Raw genomic sequence first — 18,873 nt, 5'->3', positions numbered from 1 at the left:
CGCGGCCGGCTCGCCGCGAGGCGCGACGTTCACAGTGCGATCTCCGCCAGCCGGTCGATCTCGGCGATGTCGTCGGTAGCCGGCATGAACACCAGCTCGCTCGCCCCGATGCCCGCGAACGACGTGATCACCGCCCGGATGGCTGCCGGGGTGTGGGACATCGTGTCGAGGACCAACGTCGCTGTGTCCGTGCCGGACGCAGCGTAGTAGTCCCCCGCGTTGGCTCTGGCCCGCTCGATGTCGTCGAGCGCGTAGTACGCGAGCGCGATCAGCCGTGGCGAGCCGGTGCGGCCGCCCTCACGCCACGCGTCCCGTGCGGCATCGAACATGGGCGTCACCATTGTCGCGGGGACAGGTCCCGCGATGTACCCGGCGCCCCATTCGGCCATGCGCCGCAACGCCTTCGGTGCCGTGCCGCCGAACACCATCGGCACCGGACGCGTCCCCGCGGGCACCGCGGGACTGGATCCGCCGCCGACCGGCTCGCCCCGCCAGACCCGGTGGTACGTCTCCAGATCCGCGTCCATCCGGGCGCCGAGTTGCCTGCCGGGGAGGCCCTCGACCACGTAGTCGTCCGCCCGGTTGCCACCGATGCCGGCACCGAGCGTGAGGCGTCCGCCCGACACGCCGTCGATCGCGGCGACCTCCTTGGCGAGCAGGACCGCGGGCCACACGGTGGGGAGCATGACCCCGCTCAGCAGCCCGATGGTGCCCGTGGCGCCGGCCGCCGCCGCGAGGGCGACGGTGTCCTGGACTCCTGGGTAGGCGATGCGGCCGACGGTGCTGAGCGTCGCGAACCCGGCGTGCTCGGCTCGCGCCGCCCACGTGGGCAGCAGCTCGGGGTCGACGTCTCGGATCTGGTTGGGCAGTCCGATGCCGATCTTCACCGGGCCGCCTCCTGATGGGGGTGTCCGCCGCCGGCACGCTGGCGGGCCACCCGCCGGCGGACCTCGGGGACCACCTCGTCGGCGAACACGCGGACCTGCTCGATCGTGGGCGTGGCCGGCCAGAAGATCATCGTGTCGAAGCCGAGTCCGACAGCCCATTCGGTGAGGGTGTCCACCCACTTCTCGACGGGGCCGTCAAGACCTTGACCGCGGGGGTCGCGGCCGATCGAGCCCAGGATGTTGTAGAGCCGCCCGATGTCCCCGGGCCGGCGACCGGCCGCGACCGCGGCGGTGTCGATGATGCGCTGGGCGTCGGGCACCGCCTCGGGCGGCAACCCCGTGTTGATGGGGCAGATCCAGCCGTCGGCGTAGCGGCCCACCAGCTCGAGCATCTTCGGACGCATGCCGCCGACCCAGACCGGGACGCGGTGTCCGGGCGCCGGGCCGGGGCGGAAGGCACGCACGGAGTGGTGGGAACCCGAGAAGGTGACTGTCCTGTCCTCGGCCGCGGCGTCCACGGCGCGACGCAGGATCTGAACGGACTCGGCGGCCGCGGCGACCGCGGCACCGCCGGTGAGGCCGGCGCCACCCATGCCTTCGACCATCGGCGCGTACCCACCCGCCCCCACCCCGAGGTCGAAGCGGCCACCGCTGATCGCGTCCAGGGTGATAGCCGCCTTGGCGAGCATCGCCGGAGGCCGCAGGGCCAGGTTGAGGACGTCCGGGATGAACCGGATGCGGCGCGTGCGGGCGGCGAGGTGGGTGATCAGGGTCCAGGTGTCGAAGTAGGCGGGCTGGTAGGGATGGTCCTGGATCGCGACGAAGTCGAGCCCGGCCTCCTCCGCGGCAACGGTCAGTTCAGTGACGCCCGGGAGGTCACCGGCATCCGGAGCCACGGACAACCCGAACCTCAAGGGGGCTCCGTAGTCACTCATAGAAGGGCCACCTCTGCCAGCTGTTGATCACCGGGGCAAGCACCTTTTCCTCATAGGCGAGGTGCTCGAACAGGTGGTCGCTGAGCCGGTCGAGAGCCTCGGCGAGACGACGCCTGCTCTGCTGGTCCGCCGCTGAGCCGCCGGCGGCCTCGGTCGCGGCCTCCACCTCGTCGAGGAGGTCGGAGACCGTCCGGTGGTCGGCTTCGAGCTTGTCCACCACGGGGCTCAGCTCGGGCGCCGCCTTGCGTACCGACGGGAAGAGCATGGCGTCTTCGCCGCGGTGATGCAGGTGGACGAAGCCACAAGCCTGCAGGCAGTTCACCCGCAACTGGAAGATCACACCGTGGGTGCGCAGGTGGCTCACCCCTTTCCGCAGCGCGGCCACCCCGGTTCCGGCATTCGCCTGGGCGGCGAGGTCACGGCACCGCCCGATGTCACGTCGGACGATGTCGTGCACCGCTTTGAACTCCTGCAGCAGCCGTCCTGGCACTGCGTCTGTCTTGGTCATGGTTCGGCATACCTCCTGCCACCGATGGTACTCAAAATAGACGGTCTGTCGAGACAACCGTCTAAAATGTTGATCGTCTTCTGGATGGAGTACGATAGGGAGATGTCCACCACGGAGGACCTGGGGCTCGCCTTGGGGCTCGTCTACCGCTCATACGCCAAGGCGTCCACGACCGTGCTCGACGAGCTACCCGGAGGCACCCGCGGGTACCACGTGATCTCCGACGCCGTGCACGGCCGCGCCGGCAGCCAGGTGCAACTCGCCCAGCGGCACGGGGTCAACAAGACCGTAATGACCTACCTGGTCGACGACCTCGAGACCGCGGGCCTGGTGCAGCGCCGTCCCGACCCCGCCGACCGCCGCAACCGCGTCATAGTCGCCACCGACCGCGGCCGGGAACTGTGGGAGCGGGTGCAGGAACGCCTCCGCGAAGTCGAACGGCACGTCATGGCCGGGCTCACGACCGAGGAGCAGAACCTCTTCTGCGGACTGCTGACCCGCGTCGCCGACCACGCGAACCAGACCGACCCGACAGCCGACCCATGCGCGGTCGGCAAGGACATCGAAGCCATCTCCGGCAGCGGCGACCGGGACCCGGTCAGCTAAAAAGCGCGGCCCTTCCCAATCGCCGACGACAGCCATACTTTTATGTTTTTGCCACTGCAGATATTTTCGCCTGTGAACGCAGCACAAGGCACGAGCTATGGTCTTCCGATATCGCCTTCCGATGTCCAATCCCAGCGGCGGACTCGAGCAGGCTGACGAGGCGCCGCACGAAGGTCTCATGCGACCGAAACGGCGCCGAGACGACGATGACGCCGCCGTCGACGATCTCGATCCGCCGGCACGCCCCTCCGGCATCGCCTCGTACGCAGCGGCCGTGATGCCCTCGGGCGACAGGTGCAGCCAGCGGTCACAAGTGACTTTTCCTGTCACACCAGGCGATCGGGCAGTGCGAGGCGGTAGTCGGCCGAATCCGCTGCCGCCGTCGAGCGTGCTCGCCATCGCGATGGCTTGGCGGACTGCCCGCCAGCACCTGATCACCGACTCCGCGGAACAGCCTGCTACCAGCCGATGCCGTGGTGATGTCTAAAACTGACAGAGGTTGTCGGCAGTCCGGGTCCCTGACCAAAGGGAGGCCCATGACTGAACGAGCATGGAGCGAGAAGGACCTGGTCAGGCGCGCGAGCCGGCGCCTGGCCGTCCTCCATTACGCCGAAGAGATCAGCGGCAACGTCGCCGCGACCAGCCGGTACTACGGCATCAGCCGCACCGTGTTCTACCGGTGGAAACACCGCTACGAAGACGAGGGCACGACGACCTGAAGGACCGCTCCAGCGCCCCGCAGCACTGCCCGACCATCACCCCACCCGAAGTGGTCGAGAAGATCATCCACCTGCGGCAGCACTACCACTTCGGTCCGCTGAAGATCGAGATGTACCTGCGTCGCGGAGGGCCAAGGTATGTCACGCCCCGGCGCTGCCGTCGGCGAACTCAGCGCCATGACCGGGTCCGGGCTGCGCACGCAGCCCGAGCCTCGTCAGATCCTGCACTCCTTCCGCGAAGGAAGTCCAGCTGCAGCTGGCGAAGACTCCGCGAACAGTGCGCTGACTTTGTTCGGACAGCGTGGCGGCTTCGCGCGCGAGTGCATGGCCATCAGTCGAATTGAGCGCTTCGCGCACATCGTGGCCTGACAGGGTTCGAGCGGTGGCGACTAACAGGTTGAGATACCCGTGATGGGCTTCCCCGGTTGTCGGATCGATGTGCCGGATCGCCCGGTTCATGCCGGTTGCTTTGAACGAAGCCTGCGCGGCGCTGATTGCAGTGAGAAAGTCGGCGACGTCGTCAACGCCTGGGTAGCTCGCATCCGACAGGCTGCCGCAGCGGAACTTGAGCCGACTGCCGTACTCTGCGACCCTCCGGACGGCTTCCAGCAGCCCAGGACCGCGACGGGCCTCGACGACGCTCACAACGTCGTCGGGAATGAACTCCATCACCCGGTCCAACCAGAAAGTGTCGACGTCCGCTGGGGCCGGCATCTCCACAATGCGCAAAGACAGCAACTCGGGGCGGGACTCGGCGATCGAGATCGCCTTCGGGACTCCGCCCAGCCCCGTGTCGATAATCATCGACACCGGGAGCGGCTGCTTCGGCCTCACCCGGATGAGCTCGGTGATCAGCTCCGGCAGCCCGGAAGCCTGGAAGACGAAGAGACCCAAGATATCGGCGTGGGAGCCGTCGAGAGCATCCACGTACTCACGGATCGAATCCTGCATGCTGCTGCCGGCCGGCGGGACTAGGTCGGCGAACTGTCCCAGCAGCACGGGAAGGTTTGCTGGGATACCGGAGTGCCTGACCAAGGGTCTGACGACTTCGTCGCCGGTCGCGCTTTCGTCATCGCGGGGATCGCGAAGGACTCCTAAACGTGAGGGGGTGACCACCTGATCTTGCTCGGTGTTTTGTCTTCTGGGGAGAAGAAGGGGCGTCGTGCTCGTCGGCTGGGCGGGTTCCAGCGCTGCGATTCGCCGCACGATCTCGGCCGACTCACGGCCCGCTCGTCGATCGAGGACGATACGGAGACGCGCGGCTGCGATCTGCTCTGGGGTCACCTCCGTTGGTTCGTTCATGCTGGTTGCTCGCCCTTGTTGCCTTTGGCTGCGTTCCCGCCCGCGTCAAGTGCGTCCAGTTCGCGGATGAGGGGGTTGAGGACACGATCGGTGAGGGCCTCGAGGAGGCAGCGCTCGTCGGGTCCGGCGAGCTCCGAATCGGCCAGGGCTGTCATCAGTTCCAGGCCGGCGACTCGCTTGCGGGGCGATTCATCGACCACGTATGCCAGCACTTCGTAGAACCGTTTCGACCACTCTTCCCGGCGGCCTTGGGCCTCCCGCTGCTCGGTGGCCCGGTCGCCGACCTGGCCGTTGCGCCGGACGCCCACCAGCGCGCCACCTGCGGTCAGCATGCCAACGAACAGCGTGGCACCCAACTGCAGCCACGGGTTCATACGCATCGGTCCTCGATCTTGAGACGGCGGCAGCCCGGCGGCGGTCATGGTCAGCGTACAGCGCAACGCGGCCGGATCTCCCTGGCGACACGCAATGAGGCCACTGTGTATCGCGAGGTCATCGTCGGGTGACTCCCACTCACGGCGCCATTCATCGATGAAAGTACTAACCCCGTAGCAGTTCGTGCGCGAACCCTTCACTCGTCGGTCTCTCGCGCCTTTCGCCGACACAGTCCGCGCACACGTCCAACATTGCTGGAACGACGAAAGATCGTGGACGTGACGCACTACACCGCTCGCTCGCCATCGAGGGGAGCAACCGACGTGCCCGACACGCCTGACGACACCACGGACCCGACACCGCCGAGCGCCCACGTGGTTCTCGTACGTCGCGGCGCCGACGGGTGGCGCGTGGTCACCATTGAGGCTCCCGGCAACGCCTACCAAGAGGAGCCCTGCCTGCGCTGCCCCATGGCTGCTCGACTGTTTCACGGGAAGGCCGGCAGCGCCCCTGATCACGCGCATCGTCAGCGGGTCGGCGGAGGTCCCAAGATCTCGATTCCGTTCAGCGCCGCCGCGTGGCCGAGCGCGGCGGGGTCGATCGGCCCGGGATCGGGCAGCCTCCGCTCGCGTGCGGGCTCACCGGCGGCCGCGGCGAACTTCTCAAAACCGCTCGTCGTAGCGATCCATCAGGTACCGACGAGCCGCCACGTGCAGCGTCACCGAGTCCACAACCGCAGGCTCCCACATGCCCAACAGCCCATCGACCGCGGTGCCCGCACATGCCGATGAGCGGACGCCGACGCCACCGCGAGGTCGGCGGCATCGTCGCTACGCTCACCGCGTATTACGCGGAGACCTTTGGCAAGGCCGTTGACAGCCGGCTGAAGCTGAGATCCTGGAACGGCACGGGCAAGATGAGCGCAAGCGTTTCCGGGCCGGCGGGCAACCGCGGCGGCCTTGCCGGCGTGCTGGAGGCATGACGTCGTCGAGGTCCTGGCTGCCCGAGGCGGCCTTGTTGTGGCTTCCCCTGGTGGTGCTGGTCGGCGGGCTCGCGGTGGTGTGGACCGGCGTCTCCATGGCCGTGGATGTGAACCGGTCGGCGGGGCTCTTCCCGGGGCGGGTCGTCGCGACCGACGTCCGGGAGCACCTGACCGCCGACGTCGAGTACACCGGACCCGACGGAGTGACGAGGACCGAGACCTTCGAGCACCACCAGGGGCGTGTGAACGTCGTGGGGCGCCGGGTGCAGATCCGGGTGTGGCCGGACGAACGACGCGCCGAACTCGACGATGGTGACAAGCACACCCCGGTCATCGTGGCCGGCAGCCTGCTGACTCTGCTCGGCGCGGGCGGCACCGTACTGCTGTTCCTGTGGCATCACGGCGTGAGGATGGAGAAATCCTGGGCACGGTTCGAAATGCGGTGGCGGTGGCGGCTGTCTCGCTGGCGGTGATGTCTCTTCTCTCTGCGCGCCGTCCCGGCGCAACAGTGTCGCAGGTATGGACAGCAACGCACGAGTTTGTTCGGTACAGCAAAGAAAGATCATCCGGGAACCATCTGTTCGAGTTAGATGCTTCGCCGGCGATGCAGGAGGTACGCCGATGAGACCTGGCGAAGGGATCGCCCTGACGGTGTTCGTGGCTTTCGGGGTGACGACGGCGATCATCAGGTTCCGGTGGCCGGAGAAGTTCGAAGGTCTCCGTCGGGTCCCGCCGCCGGACCCGGCCCACGCACGCCAGTTCGCTGCGCTGCGGGACGAGGACTACGACCTCGTCCTGCGGGGCGGAGCCCAGGTGAACTACCTCAAAGCGACGTGGCCGTTGGCCACCCTGCTGGTCAGCCGCGGCCAGATCGAGCTGCGCGTTTACAGCGTTGAACCGATCCGGATCGTCCGCGCCGAGGTGACCGGCCTGTGGTGGGTGCGCTACCCGTTCGGCCGCGGCCTCAGATTCCACACCGCGTCGGGCCGGTTGGACAAGGTGACCGTCTGGCCGCCGGGCAACGCCGGGGAACAGCTGGCCGAGCTCGGCTGGCACTGAAGGCAGTCGATCACTGCCGTGCGGTGCTGGGGCGGGAAGCCGTATCGGACACGGAACCGCCCGGCTGAAGGGCGTGGGGTTGGTGGAGGTAAGGCGGCGGGCGATGGCGGCGGGCGGCGGCGCCTTGGGCGAGCAGGGTCGGAGCGGTCGGGTCGGTGCGCTCCTCGGCCCCGCGGTGACTTCCAGGTGAACGCCCATGCCGCTGGTCGAGCGGTCGCAGGCGTCCGCCCCTGCCGATGAGCGTGAGATCGACAGCCGCCGCCCTGACGAGGCTGCCGACCGTTCGATAGCGGAAATCTCGTTCCTCCGAGAGCTGTGCAAGGCGACCGCACAGATCACCGATCCAGAACTCGAAGTGCTGGACCACGGTGGCTGGCGCGAACGCAAAACCGCAGCATGGCTCATCGCGGTATCCCGCCGAACCCGGTTCCGGGACAAGATAGGCGCCCTCCTTCACGCCAGCGAGGGCCCGTAGGCCGGTAGGGCACACTGCGTCGCGTTGACCCGCCTCGGCACCGAAGCCGACGCGGCTCCCCTCATCACCTACCTCGACCGATACTTGCTCCGCCCGGATCTCGACTACGACCAGCACGCCGCCCTGGGCGCGCTGTTGTGCATCGACGAGACACTCGGCACCGACCACACCGCACGCCTTATCCAACCCGGCGGTCTCTGGTGGCGCTGGTGCGACGCGCTCTCCGCCGGCGCACGGCTACGGTCGCCACAGGACGCGCAGTGGTTCATCGGCCAGCTGCGTGCGCTCGCCATGGAGAGCGGCCGTGCCGCCCGATCAGCACGAGAATGAGGACCATGGGGTACCACCTGCAAGCGGTCATTTCCACCGGACCTATGCTCCGCACGTTGGCGAGCGCGGTGGAGAGCACGCACGTCGTCACGCTCGGCCAGCACCTATCGATGCTGCCGATGACCGACGCGTTGTTCGACGCGATCACGGCCGGCGGAGAGGCCTGCCTTGACGGGTCCTGGAAAGGCGCCCGCCGGATCAGTCGCGCGCTGGCCGCTTGCTCGGTGGGTGATCCTGTTGCCTACGTCAAGGCTGACTACTTCGGTGGATGCGGAACCCATCCGCGCAGGAGTGGGACGGTGGTCAGGTGAACCCAACCAGGCAACCGGGTCATGCTTCTCAAGGTTAGAAATCACGAGTCTCCGCTCGGCCTCGGTCAGACTTTCCTCGGGCAGCACGAGGTCGAGGCTAGACGACGGGACAGTAGCGGACTCGGTCATGCGCGGTGCGTTATGCGGCAACTGGGCGCACGTCCTGGAAAATAGGGTGGTAGCCGCCCGCCCGGCGACGATTTTTAACTGCGACCCACCGAGATCGATGAGGCCATTGACCTTCTGCGACAACCCTCTGGTACGTCACCAGGCGTTAGCTAGCACCGACAGCAACGCCTGGTCGAGCAGATCGCTCACCGCGACCAGCACCACAATGCCCACAGCAGCCGATCGGCACCGATGAACCGCAGCCCTTCACCGAGGCTGGCCACATAGCCGCTCGTTGAGCCCTCGTCGACTGACACGCTGCTACGGGCCAGCGACGGGAGCAGGAAGGCGACCAGGGCGGCTGCGGCGCCGAAGGTGGCCCCCTGATCACGCGGTGCACCCACCAACTGACTCGCGACCCTTCGATCACCGTCGCCTGTTGCGCTACCCGAGCGGTGAGTACGTCATATGATCGTGGGCCTATCTCCAGCATGGAGCAAAGGTAATTTTGCTCGAGACTACCCAAATCCCACAACGACCCGACCAACTATAGCGGGACTCGCGAAACTGGTTCATTCACTCAACAGATTCGACCCGCCAGGCAACACATCGCCTTTCAGATATTCCGACAGATCACCATTTTCACTCCAAAACCACAACCGATGGCAAACCTTGCATCGCACGGCCAACTGCGCCCTACCCAGCAATATCTCCGGAGAGACATCCACGTCGAACTCATCGTGCGTCAGAACAAAAAGGCTATCGTGAGGATCGTCATCACGAAGGATGGTTCCACACTTGCATCGCATCTTCGCCATCATCAACCACCAAAGAATCTGACTTCACCAATGAGTTCATCTTTACCCCAGCTTTTGATCATACCATTCACTCGCCTGAGCGCCTCCTCCGCGCCGCCGAAATCGGCCGCGGAAAGCCCGGTGCCCCGCAGATCGACGATCACGCCGCCGCCGTGCACCTGGGAGTACTTCTTCGCAATCTTCCCCAGCATGGAATTGATAGAGGTCCCCGTCGGCGAGTACACGTCCCAAAGCACTCCGTCGACCACCAGGTCGCTCGTCCCGCCACCGGCACGGGTGCCTACCGGATCCCGCAGTGTGACCCTCGAACCTGCTCCCGCCATTTCCTCGGCGGCTCGGATTTCCGAGGCCGACGGGTTGGTTGCCGTGATCTCGAGCAGCCCGATGTCGGGCAGGTCGGCGAGGTGGGCGGCTTCGTTGGCCAGTGCTCCCGACTCCGCCGCCGCTTCCTGCGCAGCACTGGCCGCCCGCCCGAGCTGCGCGGCAGCGCCGGCACCGGCGGCGTCGAGCAGGCCCACCCCCGCGACGTCGGCCGCTTCCGTCAGGGCGGCGGCCCCCGCGCCCGCGCGCAGCTCGGCGGCCCCGCCGGCGAGCAGGTCGGCAAGTTCGCACTCCGGGCAGACCAGGGAGGCGAGCAACACGAGCAGCCCGCCGAGGTCCGGATCCGTTCCGGCGGTGACGAAGTTGGTGAAGTCGTCCCGGAGCGCGGCCATGTAGTTCGGGCTGAACAGGTTCCGGTAGTCCAGGCACCGCGCCAGCGTCGGGTCGCCCTGCGGAATGTGCTGTCTGCAGATGTCCTGCAGGTGGCCGAGGATGCGTTCCTGGTCGGCCTCGGAGCCACTGAACAGCAGCACGCAGTCCTGATTGCTCAGCAGGTTGACGGCCTCGACGTCGCGGGCATTATCGTCGCAGTCGGCGCGCCGCTGCTGGATGAGCTGCTGCTTTTCCGTCGCGGCTTTGTTCGCGACACTCTGCCAAGCGTCCTTCGCGGCCACAGCAGCCGCAGCGGCGTCCTTGCCGGCTTGGATCGCGGCGTCGTACGCGATCTTGGCCGAACTCGCGGCATCGTGGGCGTAGCCCGCGGCGGCGTGGGCATAGTACTGAGCCGTCGCGGCTGAGCGGCCGGCCCGGTCGGCGGAGACGACGGCGGACGCCGCCGCGCCAGCTGCAGTGTTGGCCGAGGTCTGGGCCTGCTGGGCGGACGCCGCGGCGCGAGTGGCAGCGTCCTGGGCCTGCCGGGCGTAGTCGGCGGCCTGGTTGGCCGCCGTGGCCGCCTGATCGGCGTACCCGGCGGCTTCGTCGGCGGCGTTGCGGGCTCGAGCCGCCGCGGCCTGAGCTTCGTCGGCGTCGTGGGTGGCCGTGGCCGCGGAGCTTGCGGCCTGGGCCAGCAGGCCGTCGATGGCAGCGTTGTGGGCGGCCGTGTTCTGGTCGCGGCGGGCGGCGGTGTATTGGCCGACGGCGATGAACTCGCGCAGCAGCACCGGTGGTCCATCGAGGGCGGCCTGGGCCGCGTTGACGACCTCGCGCGCTCCCGCGGCACGAGCGGCGGACTGGATCTGGCTGGCCTTCAGCTGGTCGTCCATGCCGAGCGCGACGAACTGGCCGTTGTCGAGGAACTCCCGCAGCGCTTGGTCGGTGCCGGCATCGAGGGCCTTCTGGCCCTCCTGCACGACCACGGTGCGACCGGCCGTGCGAGCGGCGGACATGACTTGGCTGACCTGCAGGGTGTCGTCCTGTTCCCGACCGGGGTAGTCACGGCTGCGCAGGAAGTTCCGTACATCGGTGTCCGAACCGGCCAGTGCCGCGTTCCCGGCCGTCTGGAAGCCGGGCGCGCCGGTGTCGACGAGCTGGGCGAGGACGGCGCGGTCGTCCTGCCCGGCGGCCGCGGTCAGGCCGGTGGTGATGAAGTCGACGACCTCGTCGTCGGACGCCGACAGCGCGGCGAGTGCCGCGGCCTTGGTCCAGGGGCCGCCCTGGCCGGCGAGGGTCAGCGCGACCGTGCGGGCGTCGGTGAGCACGGTCGCGCGAGCGGTGCCGGCCGCGGTGGCCTCGGCGATCAGCCGGGTGGTCTCGGCGTTCCAGGTGCTGACCTGGTCGAGGTCCCACCGGGGCGGCACCGGGCGCGCGGAAGCCGCCGACGCGGCGGCCAGCGCGGCGTCGTCGGCCTGCTGGCCGTTCAGTGCGATCCGGTCGTCGTCGGCCTTGCGGGCGGCCTGGGCGATCCGGGCCGCTTGGTTCGACGCGCCGACCGCCGCGTTCGCCGCTGCGGAGGCGGCGTTCGCGTGGGCGGTCGCCTTGGCCGCCGCGTCCGCGGCTTGCCCGGCGTGCGCGGCCGCGTCGTCCGCCGCGGCCGCTGCTGCGGTGGCGTCGTTGGCAGCGGCGGAGGCGGCATCGGCGGCCGCGCCGGCGTCCGAGCCCGCTTCGTCCGCCCAGGACTGGCTGGCCTGCGCAGCAGCGGTCGCCCGCGCGGCCTGGGCACGGGCGTTCGCGGCGGCGGCCTGCGCCTGCCGGGCATCGCCGCCCGCAGCCGCGGCGCTGTTGGCCGCGTCGGTGGCGGCCTGCGCCGCCGTCCGGGACTGGGTTGCGGCGTCCCCGGCCGCCGAACCCGCATCCTTGGCTCGTTGTGACGCGGTCCGCGCTGCCCTGGCCGCGTCGGCGGCCGTCGACGCGCTCACCGCCGCGTCCCGCGCGGTCTGCGCGGCCTTGGTCGCGTCCGCAGCTTTGACCTTGTCGCCGATCGCTGCTGCCGCCGCGTCGTAGGCATGTGAGGCGGCCGTCCGCGCCTGGCCGGCCGCGGCGGCCGCCCGCGCGGCAGCCATCGCCGCGGTGTGCGCCGAACGGGACGCTGCGTTGGCCGCGCCGATCGCCTGCCGCGCGGTGAGCGCCGCCTGGTCGGCCGCATATGCGGCCCGGTTCGCCGCATCCGTGGCCTCGCCGGCATGTCCCTGCGCGGCCGCCGCGGCGTCCTTGGCGGCTTGGGCAGCCTTCATCGCGGCCGCGGCCTCCACGACCGCGCGGTCGGATTCCTGCTTCGCCTGCTCGGTTTCGGTCGCCGCCTGGTCCGAGGCCGCCTTGGCCGTGGCCACCAGTTGCGCGATGGACGTCGTTTCCGCATCTCGCGCCTGCGCCACGGGCAGATCGACGCCGAGGAACTGATTCAACGTGTCCACGGTGCCCGCGTCCAGTGCCTGCTGCCCGGCCTTCTTCACCTCCGGACCGCCGCCGGACATCGCCTGGCTGACCTTGACGGTCTGGTCGATTTCGAAGGGGGCCTGCCATTCGGACTGCAGGAACGACTTCAGCGCGTCGTCGGTGTCGGCGTCCAGCGCCTGCTGCCCGGCCTCCTTGACCTGTGCGCCGCCAGCGGACATCACCTGGCTGACCCGCACGCTCAGGTCGATCCCGTACGGCGCTTCCCAGCCGGTGTCCAGGAACGCGCTCAGCGAGTCTTCGGTACCGGCGTCCAGCGCCTGCTGTGCCGCCGATCGCGTTGCCGCTCCCCCAGCCGACATCAATCGGCTAACCTGCACACTTCGGTCGATCGAGACGTCTACGGCCTTCAGCGATGTCAAGAACCGCGTCACGTCCGTATCCGTGCCGGCTAGAGCCGCCGCCGCGTCCTGCCTGGTCGCCGGGCCGCCGAACTGCCACAGCCGAAGCACCTTCAGGCGGTCCGAGCCCGATGGGCCGGCTTCCACCGACGCCGCCGCGACGATCGGCTGGCTCTGCGAGGCCACGGCGGCCGGCGGGGTGATGATTCCGCCGACGCCGAGCGTCGCCGTAACCGCTAAAATCAAGCCAGCACGAAACCGAGTTTTGACCGTACGCACGTGAGTCCCCCTCTTCGGACTGCCGCAGTGAATAGACTCACCCGACCGGCAATTGCGCAGCTTGCTCAATACCAGAGAAGCAACATTCGGTCAACCGCCGAAAGGCCGCAGCAGTCATCACGATACCAAAATGAAGCGCCCCAGGGTTCCGTTGTCATATCGGGCCATTTGGGGCGCCGTCATTCCCGAAAGGACGAATGCAGGAGCGGGGCCTCCACGGCCAGCCCAACAGTCATCGCCGCCAATCGGGGTGCGCAAACCGGAATTCCGTCGCTCATAGCGTTACTGGACAACGCGGAGCAGTCAACCGCCATTAAGAGGTGATCGAAATCACAATACTGTTTCCAGGATTGGGTGCTTAGTCTCGCGCTACGTGCATCGTTTGATGTCGGTGCACATATTGCCTGTTATGTCGGATTTGCCATCTTGTAGGGGGAATCATGCGCCGGTTGAACCGGACGTTTCTCGGCACCGCGGCAATCGCGGCGGTCGCCGTTGCCGTAGTGAGCATCGCTACCGTCCCGGCAAGCGGTGCCGCCTCGGCTGCGGACGAGCAGCCATCCGCGGTAGAGAGCTATATTTACCCAGGAGCAGACGCCGTCTTGGCCAGTGACCGCGTGCAGCTGATCAGCGGCGACGGGCACATCCTCTACAAACCATGCCCTTCCCCGGAAACACCCGGACTGATCATCGTGCGGAGCACGGACCGGATCGGCTCAGCCAGTACCGGAAAGCTGTGCTTCGAGGTCACCGCCGCCACCGGCCATCTGACGTTGAAGATCCCGAACGTCTACGCCATCCGAGGTGACGGCACGTCCAGCGCTGCCGGCCACAAGCTCAAGGCCCAGCTCACCACCGATGCTGGTGCACATACGACTGTGGACGTCAATCCAAACGGCGACACACAGGTCGGAATCGCGACCACCCCACCCGGCGACGCGACTACGCTGCTCCAATTGGACGCATCGCGCTGACAGGCGGCCGACACATTTCACTGCCAGCGACACAGCTGGTCCGCCCATTTCGTGGGCAAGGATTCCGTCGCCCAGGCCGATGCACTCACGTTCGCCGACTTGCCAAACGGGCGACGAGTCGAAGCCAACCAACCACCTTTCAATAACCCGCATACATAGAGGACCTCCATGCCATTTCTCCATCATCGGAGCAGATCCCTCACGGCTGCCCTGATCGCAGTCCTGAACGCCGGTTTGCTGATCTGCACCCCCGCCTTCGCTCTCAGCGGCGGAACGCAGGTGACCGACAGCGCCTACGCGTTCGTCGGCCGGCTCGAGGTCGGGAGTCCCGGCGTCGACGGCAACGGGTGCAGCGCCGCCCTGGTTGACACTTCCTGGATCGCCACGGCCACGTCGTGTTTCGGTGGCACGGGCCTTCAAGCGGGCGCCCCGCCCAAGCCGACGACGGTCATTCTGGGACGTACGGCAACCAACACCGGTTACACGGCACAGGTGACCTACGTGGCACCGACGTCCGACCGGGACGTGACCCTCGGGTTGCTGAACGCGCCGGTGACCGGAATCACGCCAGCCACGGTGAGTACGACCGCGCCCGCCTCAGCAGAGAGCTTGCTGGTCGCCGGCTACGGGCGCACCGCGGACACCTGGGCCCCCGACCAGGCCCGCATCGCGCCCTTCACGGTGAATGCCACCACCGACACCACCGCGTCCGTGACCGGTGCCGACGGCGTCGACACGTGCCAGGGCGACGCGGGTGGCCCCACGCTCCGCCAGCGTGCAGGCACCGTGGAACTGGTAGCGCTGCACAGTACGACGTGGCAGCACGGCTGCCTGGTGAGCCACGAGACCCGTCAAGGCAGCACGGAAGCCCGCGTCGACAACATAACCGACTGGATCCGTCAGCAGACCGCGACGATAACCATTCGCAACGCCAACGGACTGTGCATGGACCTCGGTTCGAACGCCGTCGGCACCAAAGTCGTCACTGTCACTTGTCAAGCCGGCTTCACCAGCCAGCAGTGGCGCGTGCTTTCCGATGGCACTATCCGCAACTACAACGGTCTCGCGATGGACATCGGCTCCAACGCCGCCGGTGCTCTGGTGGTCACCGCCGTCGTTCAGTCCGGCAACCCCAGCCAGCGGTGGCAGGTTTCGTCTGACGGCACGATCCGCAACGCCAACGGCCTGTGCGCGGACATCGGGGCCAACGCCGGCGGTACGCCAATCGGCACCGCGACCTGCGGCGTCGGCAACGCCAGCCAGCAGTGGGCGGTGGGTGAACTGCATGCGTTGTCCGGGAAGATCCGCAACCACAACGGTCTGTGCGCCGACCTGACCTCGAACAATCCGGGTAGCCGGATGATCACCGCGGTCTGTCAGCCCTCCGGTTGGCCGAGCCAGCAGTGGACCGCCCCGATCGACGGCACGATCCGCAACGCCAACGGCCTGTGCCTCGACCTTGGCTCCAACGCTCCCGGCACTCCGATCGGAACCGCCGCCTGCCAGGCGGGCGGCGGGACTAGCCAGCAGTGGCGCGTGCTGCCCGACGGGACGATCCGCAACTACAACGGCCTGACTATGGACATCGGCTCCAACGTCGCGGGCACGACGGTGGTCATCGCCACCGCCCAGCCCGGCAACCTCAGCCAGCAGTGGACCATGGGCGGTTAGCACCGCAGACTCGACCACCGAAGCACGGTGTGGCCTGCTGTCCTGTATTCACGACCGCCGAAGCGTCGGCCGGCCCGGGTCGCCCCGGATGGCCGACGCTTCGGCGTCGAAGGACTGCCGGTCCACTACCCGAGCAAGGGGAACGCGGTCAGGTGCCGGCGCAGGACCCGGGCGTCGGAGTCGTCATTGGACAGGGACGCCTCGTATGCGGCCTCGAACTTCTGTAGCAGGCCGGCATCGGCCCAGTCCCGGCTCATCCAGTAGTTCAGGTGGTAACGCGGCGCGAACACCGGACCAGGTCCGCTGACGAATGCCGCTCCCTTGGCTTTGACCCAGTCGTAGGCCACTCCCGACGAATCGACGGAACGCACGTCGTCCGGGTCGGCGCTGTTCGCGATCAGCACGACCAGCTTGACGTTGTTCCGTTCGAGGAAACCGGCGTCGAGGGCGTTGTGCGCCGCCTCGACGGTGGCCAGACCCGAGATGTCGATGACTTCTTGGCTGACCTGGAACGGGAACGCGCCGACATCGCCGACGACGATCTTGCCCGGCGAGAGCCGGGTGGCGGCCACCGCGGCGCCGAGCGCCTGGTGCGCGGCTTCGAGCCGGTACCGGTAGGCCAGATGGCTGAGCAGGTCGTTCGCCTGCCCGAAGCCGATGACCGTGGAGAGGCCGACCACGGCGGCCAGCACCGCGACGTGTGTCCGGCGGGAAACCCCGATGACCACGGCCGCCGCGACGATGCCGGCCCCCACGACGGTCGCGTTGGTCGGGTGCGCCAGGTCCCACACGAGCGCCGTGACGGTGGCGAGGGCCAGCCCGAGCAGGGTGAGGTTCCGGTGCTGGACGTCCGCGCCCTCACGTGACGCGGTGAGCGGCCGAGTCAGCGTGACGAGGGCGACGGGCAGCAGCAACTGCCAGTAGAACCGGTGCCCGGGGTCCATCACGAGGTTCGACGGGCGGTAGACCCCGAGCACGACAAACGCGGAGAGCACCGCGAGCACCAGCGGAACCGCGTCGCGCAGCAAGTCGGCGAGCGAGGTCGTCCGAGTGGCCCGGGTGCGCCGGTACCAGGCGACACTGATCGCGACACCCATCAGGACGGGCACCACCAGTGGCGTGATCGCGAGAGCGAGCTCCGCGAATTTCTGCAGCGCCGGGGTGTTGTCGGTCGTCTTCTTGTAATAGGTGTTCGGGAAAAACTGGCCGAAGTACCACCAGCGAAGACACCAGTACACGACCCAGCCGCCCAGGACGAGCACCGCACCGCGCCAGGTTCCTCGGTCGCGCCAGTCGATGAGCAGGGACCACGCGATCGCCCCGCCGGCGAAGACGATGCCCTCCGGCCGGCTCACCGCCAGCGCGGCCGCCACCACGAAACCAAGCGGGCCCAGCTTGCCGCGGCGGTGCAGGATGCCGAACAGCCAGGCAATCAGCAGTGCGAAACTCGCCGTCTCGAGCCCGAGGTAGAGCTGGAGGTAGAACACCGGACTGGCCAGTGCGATCGCCAAGAGCACGAACTCCTGCGCGCGGGGCAGTCGAGCTTTGCGCACTACCACCACGAACCCCATCACGATAGCGACGGACACGAGCTTGAAAAACAGCTCTGCCGACATGCCGACCAACGCCGGGATGATCGAGAGGACCGCGTAGAGCGGGTTCGTGTATGCCTCGACCCGGGGGCCGGCCGGGTTCCAGTTCCAGACGCCCGCTTCGACCAGCGACTTGCCGTAGCGCCAGGTGATGAACGAGTCGTCGAGCGTTCCCCGGATGAAGAGGAATGTCATGACCAGACCGGTCAGCGCGAGCACCAGGTAGGCGCCGCGCCACAAGAGATTTCGGCGCCCCCCGGTCACCGGTGTCCCCCGCTCGGCGACCGGCGGTTCGGCCAAGGAAGACTCAGCCACAGGAGAGGACGTCACGCCGCTCTTCCCTTCGGGCACGACTCGATGAGACCAGTTCGGAATATCATTACTCCCCCTCGCACCGTTGCGGTGCCGGACATCTTGCTCGGTTGTCACCGCCAAGTTTACTGATCACGAAGGGTGATTGAACAACTGAGTGCCCATGGCAGGGTGGTTCTGGCACCTAAGGCGACCGCGCCGACCTCACGCCACCAGGGACAACCGCAGGTCCCGCCGATCGGCGTTACCGGGGCTGGCGAGGGCGATCTCCTGCCCGACACCACGTCGGAGGCGCGCGATCAACGACCCGAAGACTACGTTTAGTGACAGGCGTCGAGGTCGCTGCTGCTTCCGATTCGGCGCGATCCCGAACAATCCCATCTCGGCGGCCTGCGCGCGCAGGTCGGCGGGGACGGCGTCCGTGGTTTTGATCCGCATTGCCCGACGTCGAGATCACAACCGACGACCAGTGCGAGTTCATGCGATCACGGGCATACAGTGCGACACGAGCCCACATCCGGTAACTGGAGCCCCATCAGAACCTCGACGCGATCTTCTGCACCAACGACGAGATGGCCCTCGGTGCAGTCGACGTCGTCTCGATGTCCGTCTCGGCGGCCACCGCTGCCACCGTTGTAGTCGGCATCGACGGCGTGCTGGAAGCCAAGGCGCTGATCGACGCCGACGACAGTCCCTTCTGAGCCACTGTCGTTCAGGACACCCACCGCCTCGCGGTGGCCACCGTCGATCTTCTGGTCAAGTTGCATCGCGGCCACAAGGTGCCCAAGCGAACGATCCTGAACGCCGAGGTCTACAAGGCCGGCTGATCTCGGCAGAGCATCGACCACTGAGCGGAACGCACTCTTCTGCGGCTGGTAATGCGTGCGCATCCGATCAGGCCGACGAGCCGGCTGAGGATGCGACTCCGGGGAGCTGGCCGATCGCGAGGCTGCCAAGCTGTGCTGCGATCTGTCGCCTCGATGGCTAGTGTCCTGCGCCAGAAACTCGTGCGATATATTTGCGCAGGGAGTCGAGGATCTCCTCAGCGGTCTTCGTCCAGGTGAGGGGTTTCGGGTCCT

At 67.7% G+C, this 18,873-nt stretch carries 17 protein-coding genes and 1 pseudogene; 10 read left to right on the top strand and 8 right to left on the bottom strand.

Features of this window, described 5'->3' with window-relative positions; translation table 11 throughout:
* Nucleotides 1-29: 29 nt before the first annotated feature.
* From AB0M59_RS49195 to AB0M59_RS49185, 3 genes are read right to left on the bottom strand one after another with little or no spacing between them, the layout of a single operon-like run.
* Entirely contained in the window at nucleotides 30-887 is an 858-nt protein-coding gene (locus tag AB0M59_RS49195; protein ID WP_364629853.1) for an LLM class flavin-dependent oxidoreductase, read from the bottom strand.
* On the bottom strand, nucleotides 884-1,822 hold the full coding sequence (locus tag AB0M59_RS49190) for an LLM class flavin-dependent oxidoreductase (protein WP_364629850.1): 939 nt from the start codon (nucleotides 1,820-1,822) through the stop codon (nucleotides 884-886). Before AB0M59_RS49190 ends, AB0M59_RS49195 begins: the two co-directional genes overlap by 4 nt.
* Nucleotides 1,815-2,330 carry a hemerythrin domain-containing protein gene (locus tag AB0M59_RS49185; protein ID WP_364629848.1) on the bottom strand — a complete coding sequence of 172 codons (516 nt, stop codon included), beginning with the start codon at nucleotides 2,328-2,330 and terminating at the stop codon, nucleotides 1,815-1,817. The genes AB0M59_RS49190 and AB0M59_RS49185 overlap by 8 nt, the downstream gene beginning before the upstream one ends.
* Nucleotides 2,331-2,432: 102 nt before the next feature.
* On the opposite strand from AB0M59_RS49185, the gene AB0M59_RS49180 reads away from it, so the two are divergent.
* Complete coding sequence (locus AB0M59_RS49180; RefSeq protein ID WP_364629845.1) at nucleotides 2,433-2,936, top strand: MarR family transcriptional regulator; 504 nt, start codon at nucleotides 2,433-2,435, stop codon at nucleotides 2,934-2,936.
* Between the two features lie 536 nt (nucleotides 2,937-3,472).
* Complete coding sequence (locus AB0M59_RS49175; RefSeq protein ID WP_364629842.1) at nucleotides 3,473-3,655, top strand: helix-turn-helix domain-containing protein; 183 nt, start codon at nucleotides 3,473-3,475, stop codon at nucleotides 3,653-3,655.
* A 141-nt stretch (nucleotides 3,656-3,796) separates the two neighbouring features.
* Here AB0M59_RS49175 and AB0M59_RS49170 read toward each other — a convergent pair whose 3' ends face one another.
* Complete coding sequence (locus tag AB0M59_RS49170; RefSeq protein ID WP_364629840.1) at nucleotides 3,797-4,957, bottom strand: hypothetical protein; 1,161 nt, start codon at nucleotides 4,955-4,957, stop codon at nucleotides 3,797-3,799.
* Nucleotides 4,954-5,379 carry a hypothetical protein gene (locus AB0M59_RS49165; protein ID WP_364629837.1) on the bottom strand — a complete coding sequence of 142 codons (426 nt, stop codon included), beginning with the start codon at nucleotides 5,377-5,379 and terminating at the stop codon, nucleotides 4,954-4,956. Before AB0M59_RS49165 ends, AB0M59_RS49170 begins: the two co-directional genes overlap by 4 nt.
* Before the next feature lie 734 nt (nucleotides 5,380-6,113).
* On the opposite strand from AB0M59_RS49165, the gene AB0M59_RS49160 reads away from it, so the two are divergent.
* The 5 genes and pseudogenes from AB0M59_RS49160 (at nucleotide 6,114) to AB0M59_RS49140 (ending at nucleotide 8,489) form a co-directional block, all read left to right on the top strand.
* A complete protein-coding gene (locus tag AB0M59_RS49160; RefSeq protein ID WP_364629834.1) occupies nucleotides 6,114-6,314 on the top strand; it encodes a hypothetical protein in 201 nt (66 codons plus the stop codon).
* A gap of 50 nt (nucleotides 6,315-6,364) precedes the next feature.
* Nucleotides 6,365-6,787: a hypothetical protein gene (locus tag AB0M59_RS49155; RefSeq protein ID WP_364629831.1), complete on the top strand. Its 423-nt coding sequence runs from the start codon at nucleotides 6,365-6,367 to the stop codon at nucleotides 6,785-6,787.
* 148 nt (nucleotides 6,788-6,935) lie between these two features.
* Entirely contained in the window at nucleotides 6,936-7,373 is a 438-nt protein-coding gene (locus tag AB0M59_RS49150; RefSeq protein WP_364629829.1) for a hypothetical protein, read from the top strand.
* A gap of 196 nt (nucleotides 7,374-7,569) precedes the next feature.
* Nucleotides 7,570-8,178: pseudogene (locus AB0M59_RS49145) on the top strand (DUF6000 family protein).
* A gap of 5 nt (nucleotides 8,179-8,183) precedes the next feature.
* Nucleotides 8,184-8,489, top strand: a complete 306-nt coding sequence (locus tag AB0M59_RS49140; RefSeq protein WP_364629827.1) for a hypothetical protein — start codon at nucleotides 8,184-8,186, stop codon at nucleotides 8,487-8,489.
* A 928-nt stretch (nucleotides 8,490-9,417) separates the two neighbouring features.
* Here AB0M59_RS49140 and AB0M59_RS49135 read toward each other — a convergent pair.
* Nucleotides 9,418-13,245, bottom strand: coding sequence for a hypothetical protein (locus AB0M59_RS49135; protein ID WP_364629824.1), 3,828 nt, complete (start codon nucleotides 13,243-13,245; stop codon nucleotides 9,418-9,420).
* Between the two features lie 440 nt (nucleotides 13,246-13,685).
* Between AB0M59_RS49135 and AB0M59_RS49130 the strand changes: the two genes are divergently transcribed.
* Both AB0M59_RS49130 and AB0M59_RS49125 read left to right on the top strand, forming a co-directional pair.
* The gene (locus AB0M59_RS49130; protein WP_364629821.1) at nucleotides 13,686-14,219 is read left to right on the top strand and encodes a hypothetical protein; all 534 of its coding nucleotides are present in this window, start codon (nucleotides 13,686-13,688) and stop codon (nucleotides 14,217-14,219) included.
* Between the two features lie 279 nt (nucleotides 14,220-14,498).
* Nucleotides 14,499-15,890 (top strand): ricin-type beta-trefoil lectin domain protein, encoded by a 1,392-nt coding sequence (locus AB0M59_RS49125; protein ID WP_364629819.1) that lies wholly within the window; start codon nucleotides 14,499-14,501, stop codon nucleotides 15,888-15,890.
* Between the two features lie 125 nt (nucleotides 15,891-16,015).
* Here the strand turns inward: AB0M59_RS49125 and AB0M59_RS49120 are convergent, their stop codons facing one another.
* Nucleotides 16,016-17,911, bottom strand: a complete 1,896-nt coding sequence (locus tag AB0M59_RS49120; RefSeq protein ID WP_364629816.1) for a hypothetical protein — start codon at nucleotides 17,909-17,911, stop codon at nucleotides 16,016-16,018.
* An 87-nt stretch (nucleotides 17,912-17,998) separates the two neighbouring features.
* Nucleotides 17,999-18,232 carry a hypothetical protein gene (locus AB0M59_RS49115; protein ID WP_364629813.1) on the bottom strand — a complete coding sequence of 78 codons (234 nt, stop codon included), beginning with the start codon at nucleotides 18,230-18,232 and terminating at the stop codon, nucleotides 17,999-18,001.
* A gap of 134 nt (nucleotides 18,233-18,366) precedes the next feature.
* On the opposite strand from AB0M59_RS49115, the gene AB0M59_RS49110 reads away from it, so the two are divergent.
* A complete protein-coding gene (locus AB0M59_RS49110) occupies nucleotides 18,367-18,495 on the top strand; it encodes a hypothetical protein (protein ID WP_364629811.1) in 129 nt (42 codons plus the stop codon).
* The last annotated feature ends 378 nt before the right edge of the window (nucleotides 18,496-18,873 follow it).

Origin of the sequence: Amycolatopsis sp. NPDC051371, assembly GCF_040682155.1 — a bacterium.
Taxonomy (GTDB): Bacteria; Actinomycetota; Actinomycetes; order Mycobacteriales; family Pseudonocardiaceae; genus Amycolatopsis.
This window is presented reverse-complemented; position numbering and strand designations above follow the sequence as displayed.

Coding starts and splice junctions, on each gene's coding strand:
- AB0M59_RS49185 (WP_364629848.1), bottom strand. CDS start 2,330: ATGACCAAGACAGACGCAGTGCCAGGACGGCTGCTGCAGGAGTTCAAA.
- AB0M59_RS49110 (WP_364629811.1), top strand. CDS start 18,367: ATGGCCCTCGGTGCAGTCGACGTCGTCTCGATGTCCGTCTCGGCGGCC.
- AB0M59_RS49180 (WP_364629845.1), top strand. CDS start 2,433: ATGTCCACCACGGAGGACCTGGGGCTCGCCTTGGGGCTCGTCTACCGC.
- AB0M59_RS49175 (WP_364629842.1), top strand. CDS start 3,473: ATGACTGAACGAGCATGGAGCGAGAAGGACCTGGTCAGGCGCGCGAGC.
- AB0M59_RS49160 (WP_364629834.1), top strand. CDS start 6,114: ATGCCGATGAGCGGACGCCGACGCCACCGCGAGGTCGGCGGCATCGTC.
- AB0M59_RS49170 (WP_364629840.1), bottom strand. CDS start 4,957: ATGAACGAACCAACGGAGGTGACCCCAGAGCAGATCGCAGCCGCGCGT.
- AB0M59_RS49150 (WP_364629829.1), top strand. CDS start 6,936: ATGAGACCTGGCGAAGGGATCGCCCTGACGGTGTTCGTGGCTTTCGGG.
- AB0M59_RS49140 (WP_364629827.1), top strand. CDS start 8,184: ATGGGGTACCACCTGCAAGCGGTCATTTCCACCGGACCTATGCTCCGC.
- AB0M59_RS49190 (WP_364629850.1), bottom strand. CDS start 1,822: ATGAGTGACTACGGAGCCCCCTTGAGGTTCGGGTTGTCCGTGGCTCCG.
- AB0M59_RS49115 (WP_364629813.1), bottom strand. CDS start 18,232: ATGCGGATCAAAACCACGGACGCCGTCCCCGCCGACCTGCGCGCGCAG.
- AB0M59_RS49130 (WP_364629821.1), top strand. CDS start 13,686: ATGCGCCGGTTGAACCGGACGTTTCTCGGCACCGCGGCAATCGCGGCG.
- AB0M59_RS49165 (WP_364629837.1), bottom strand. CDS start 5,379: ATGACCGCCGCCGGGCTGCCGCCGTCTCAAGATCGAGGACCGATGCGT.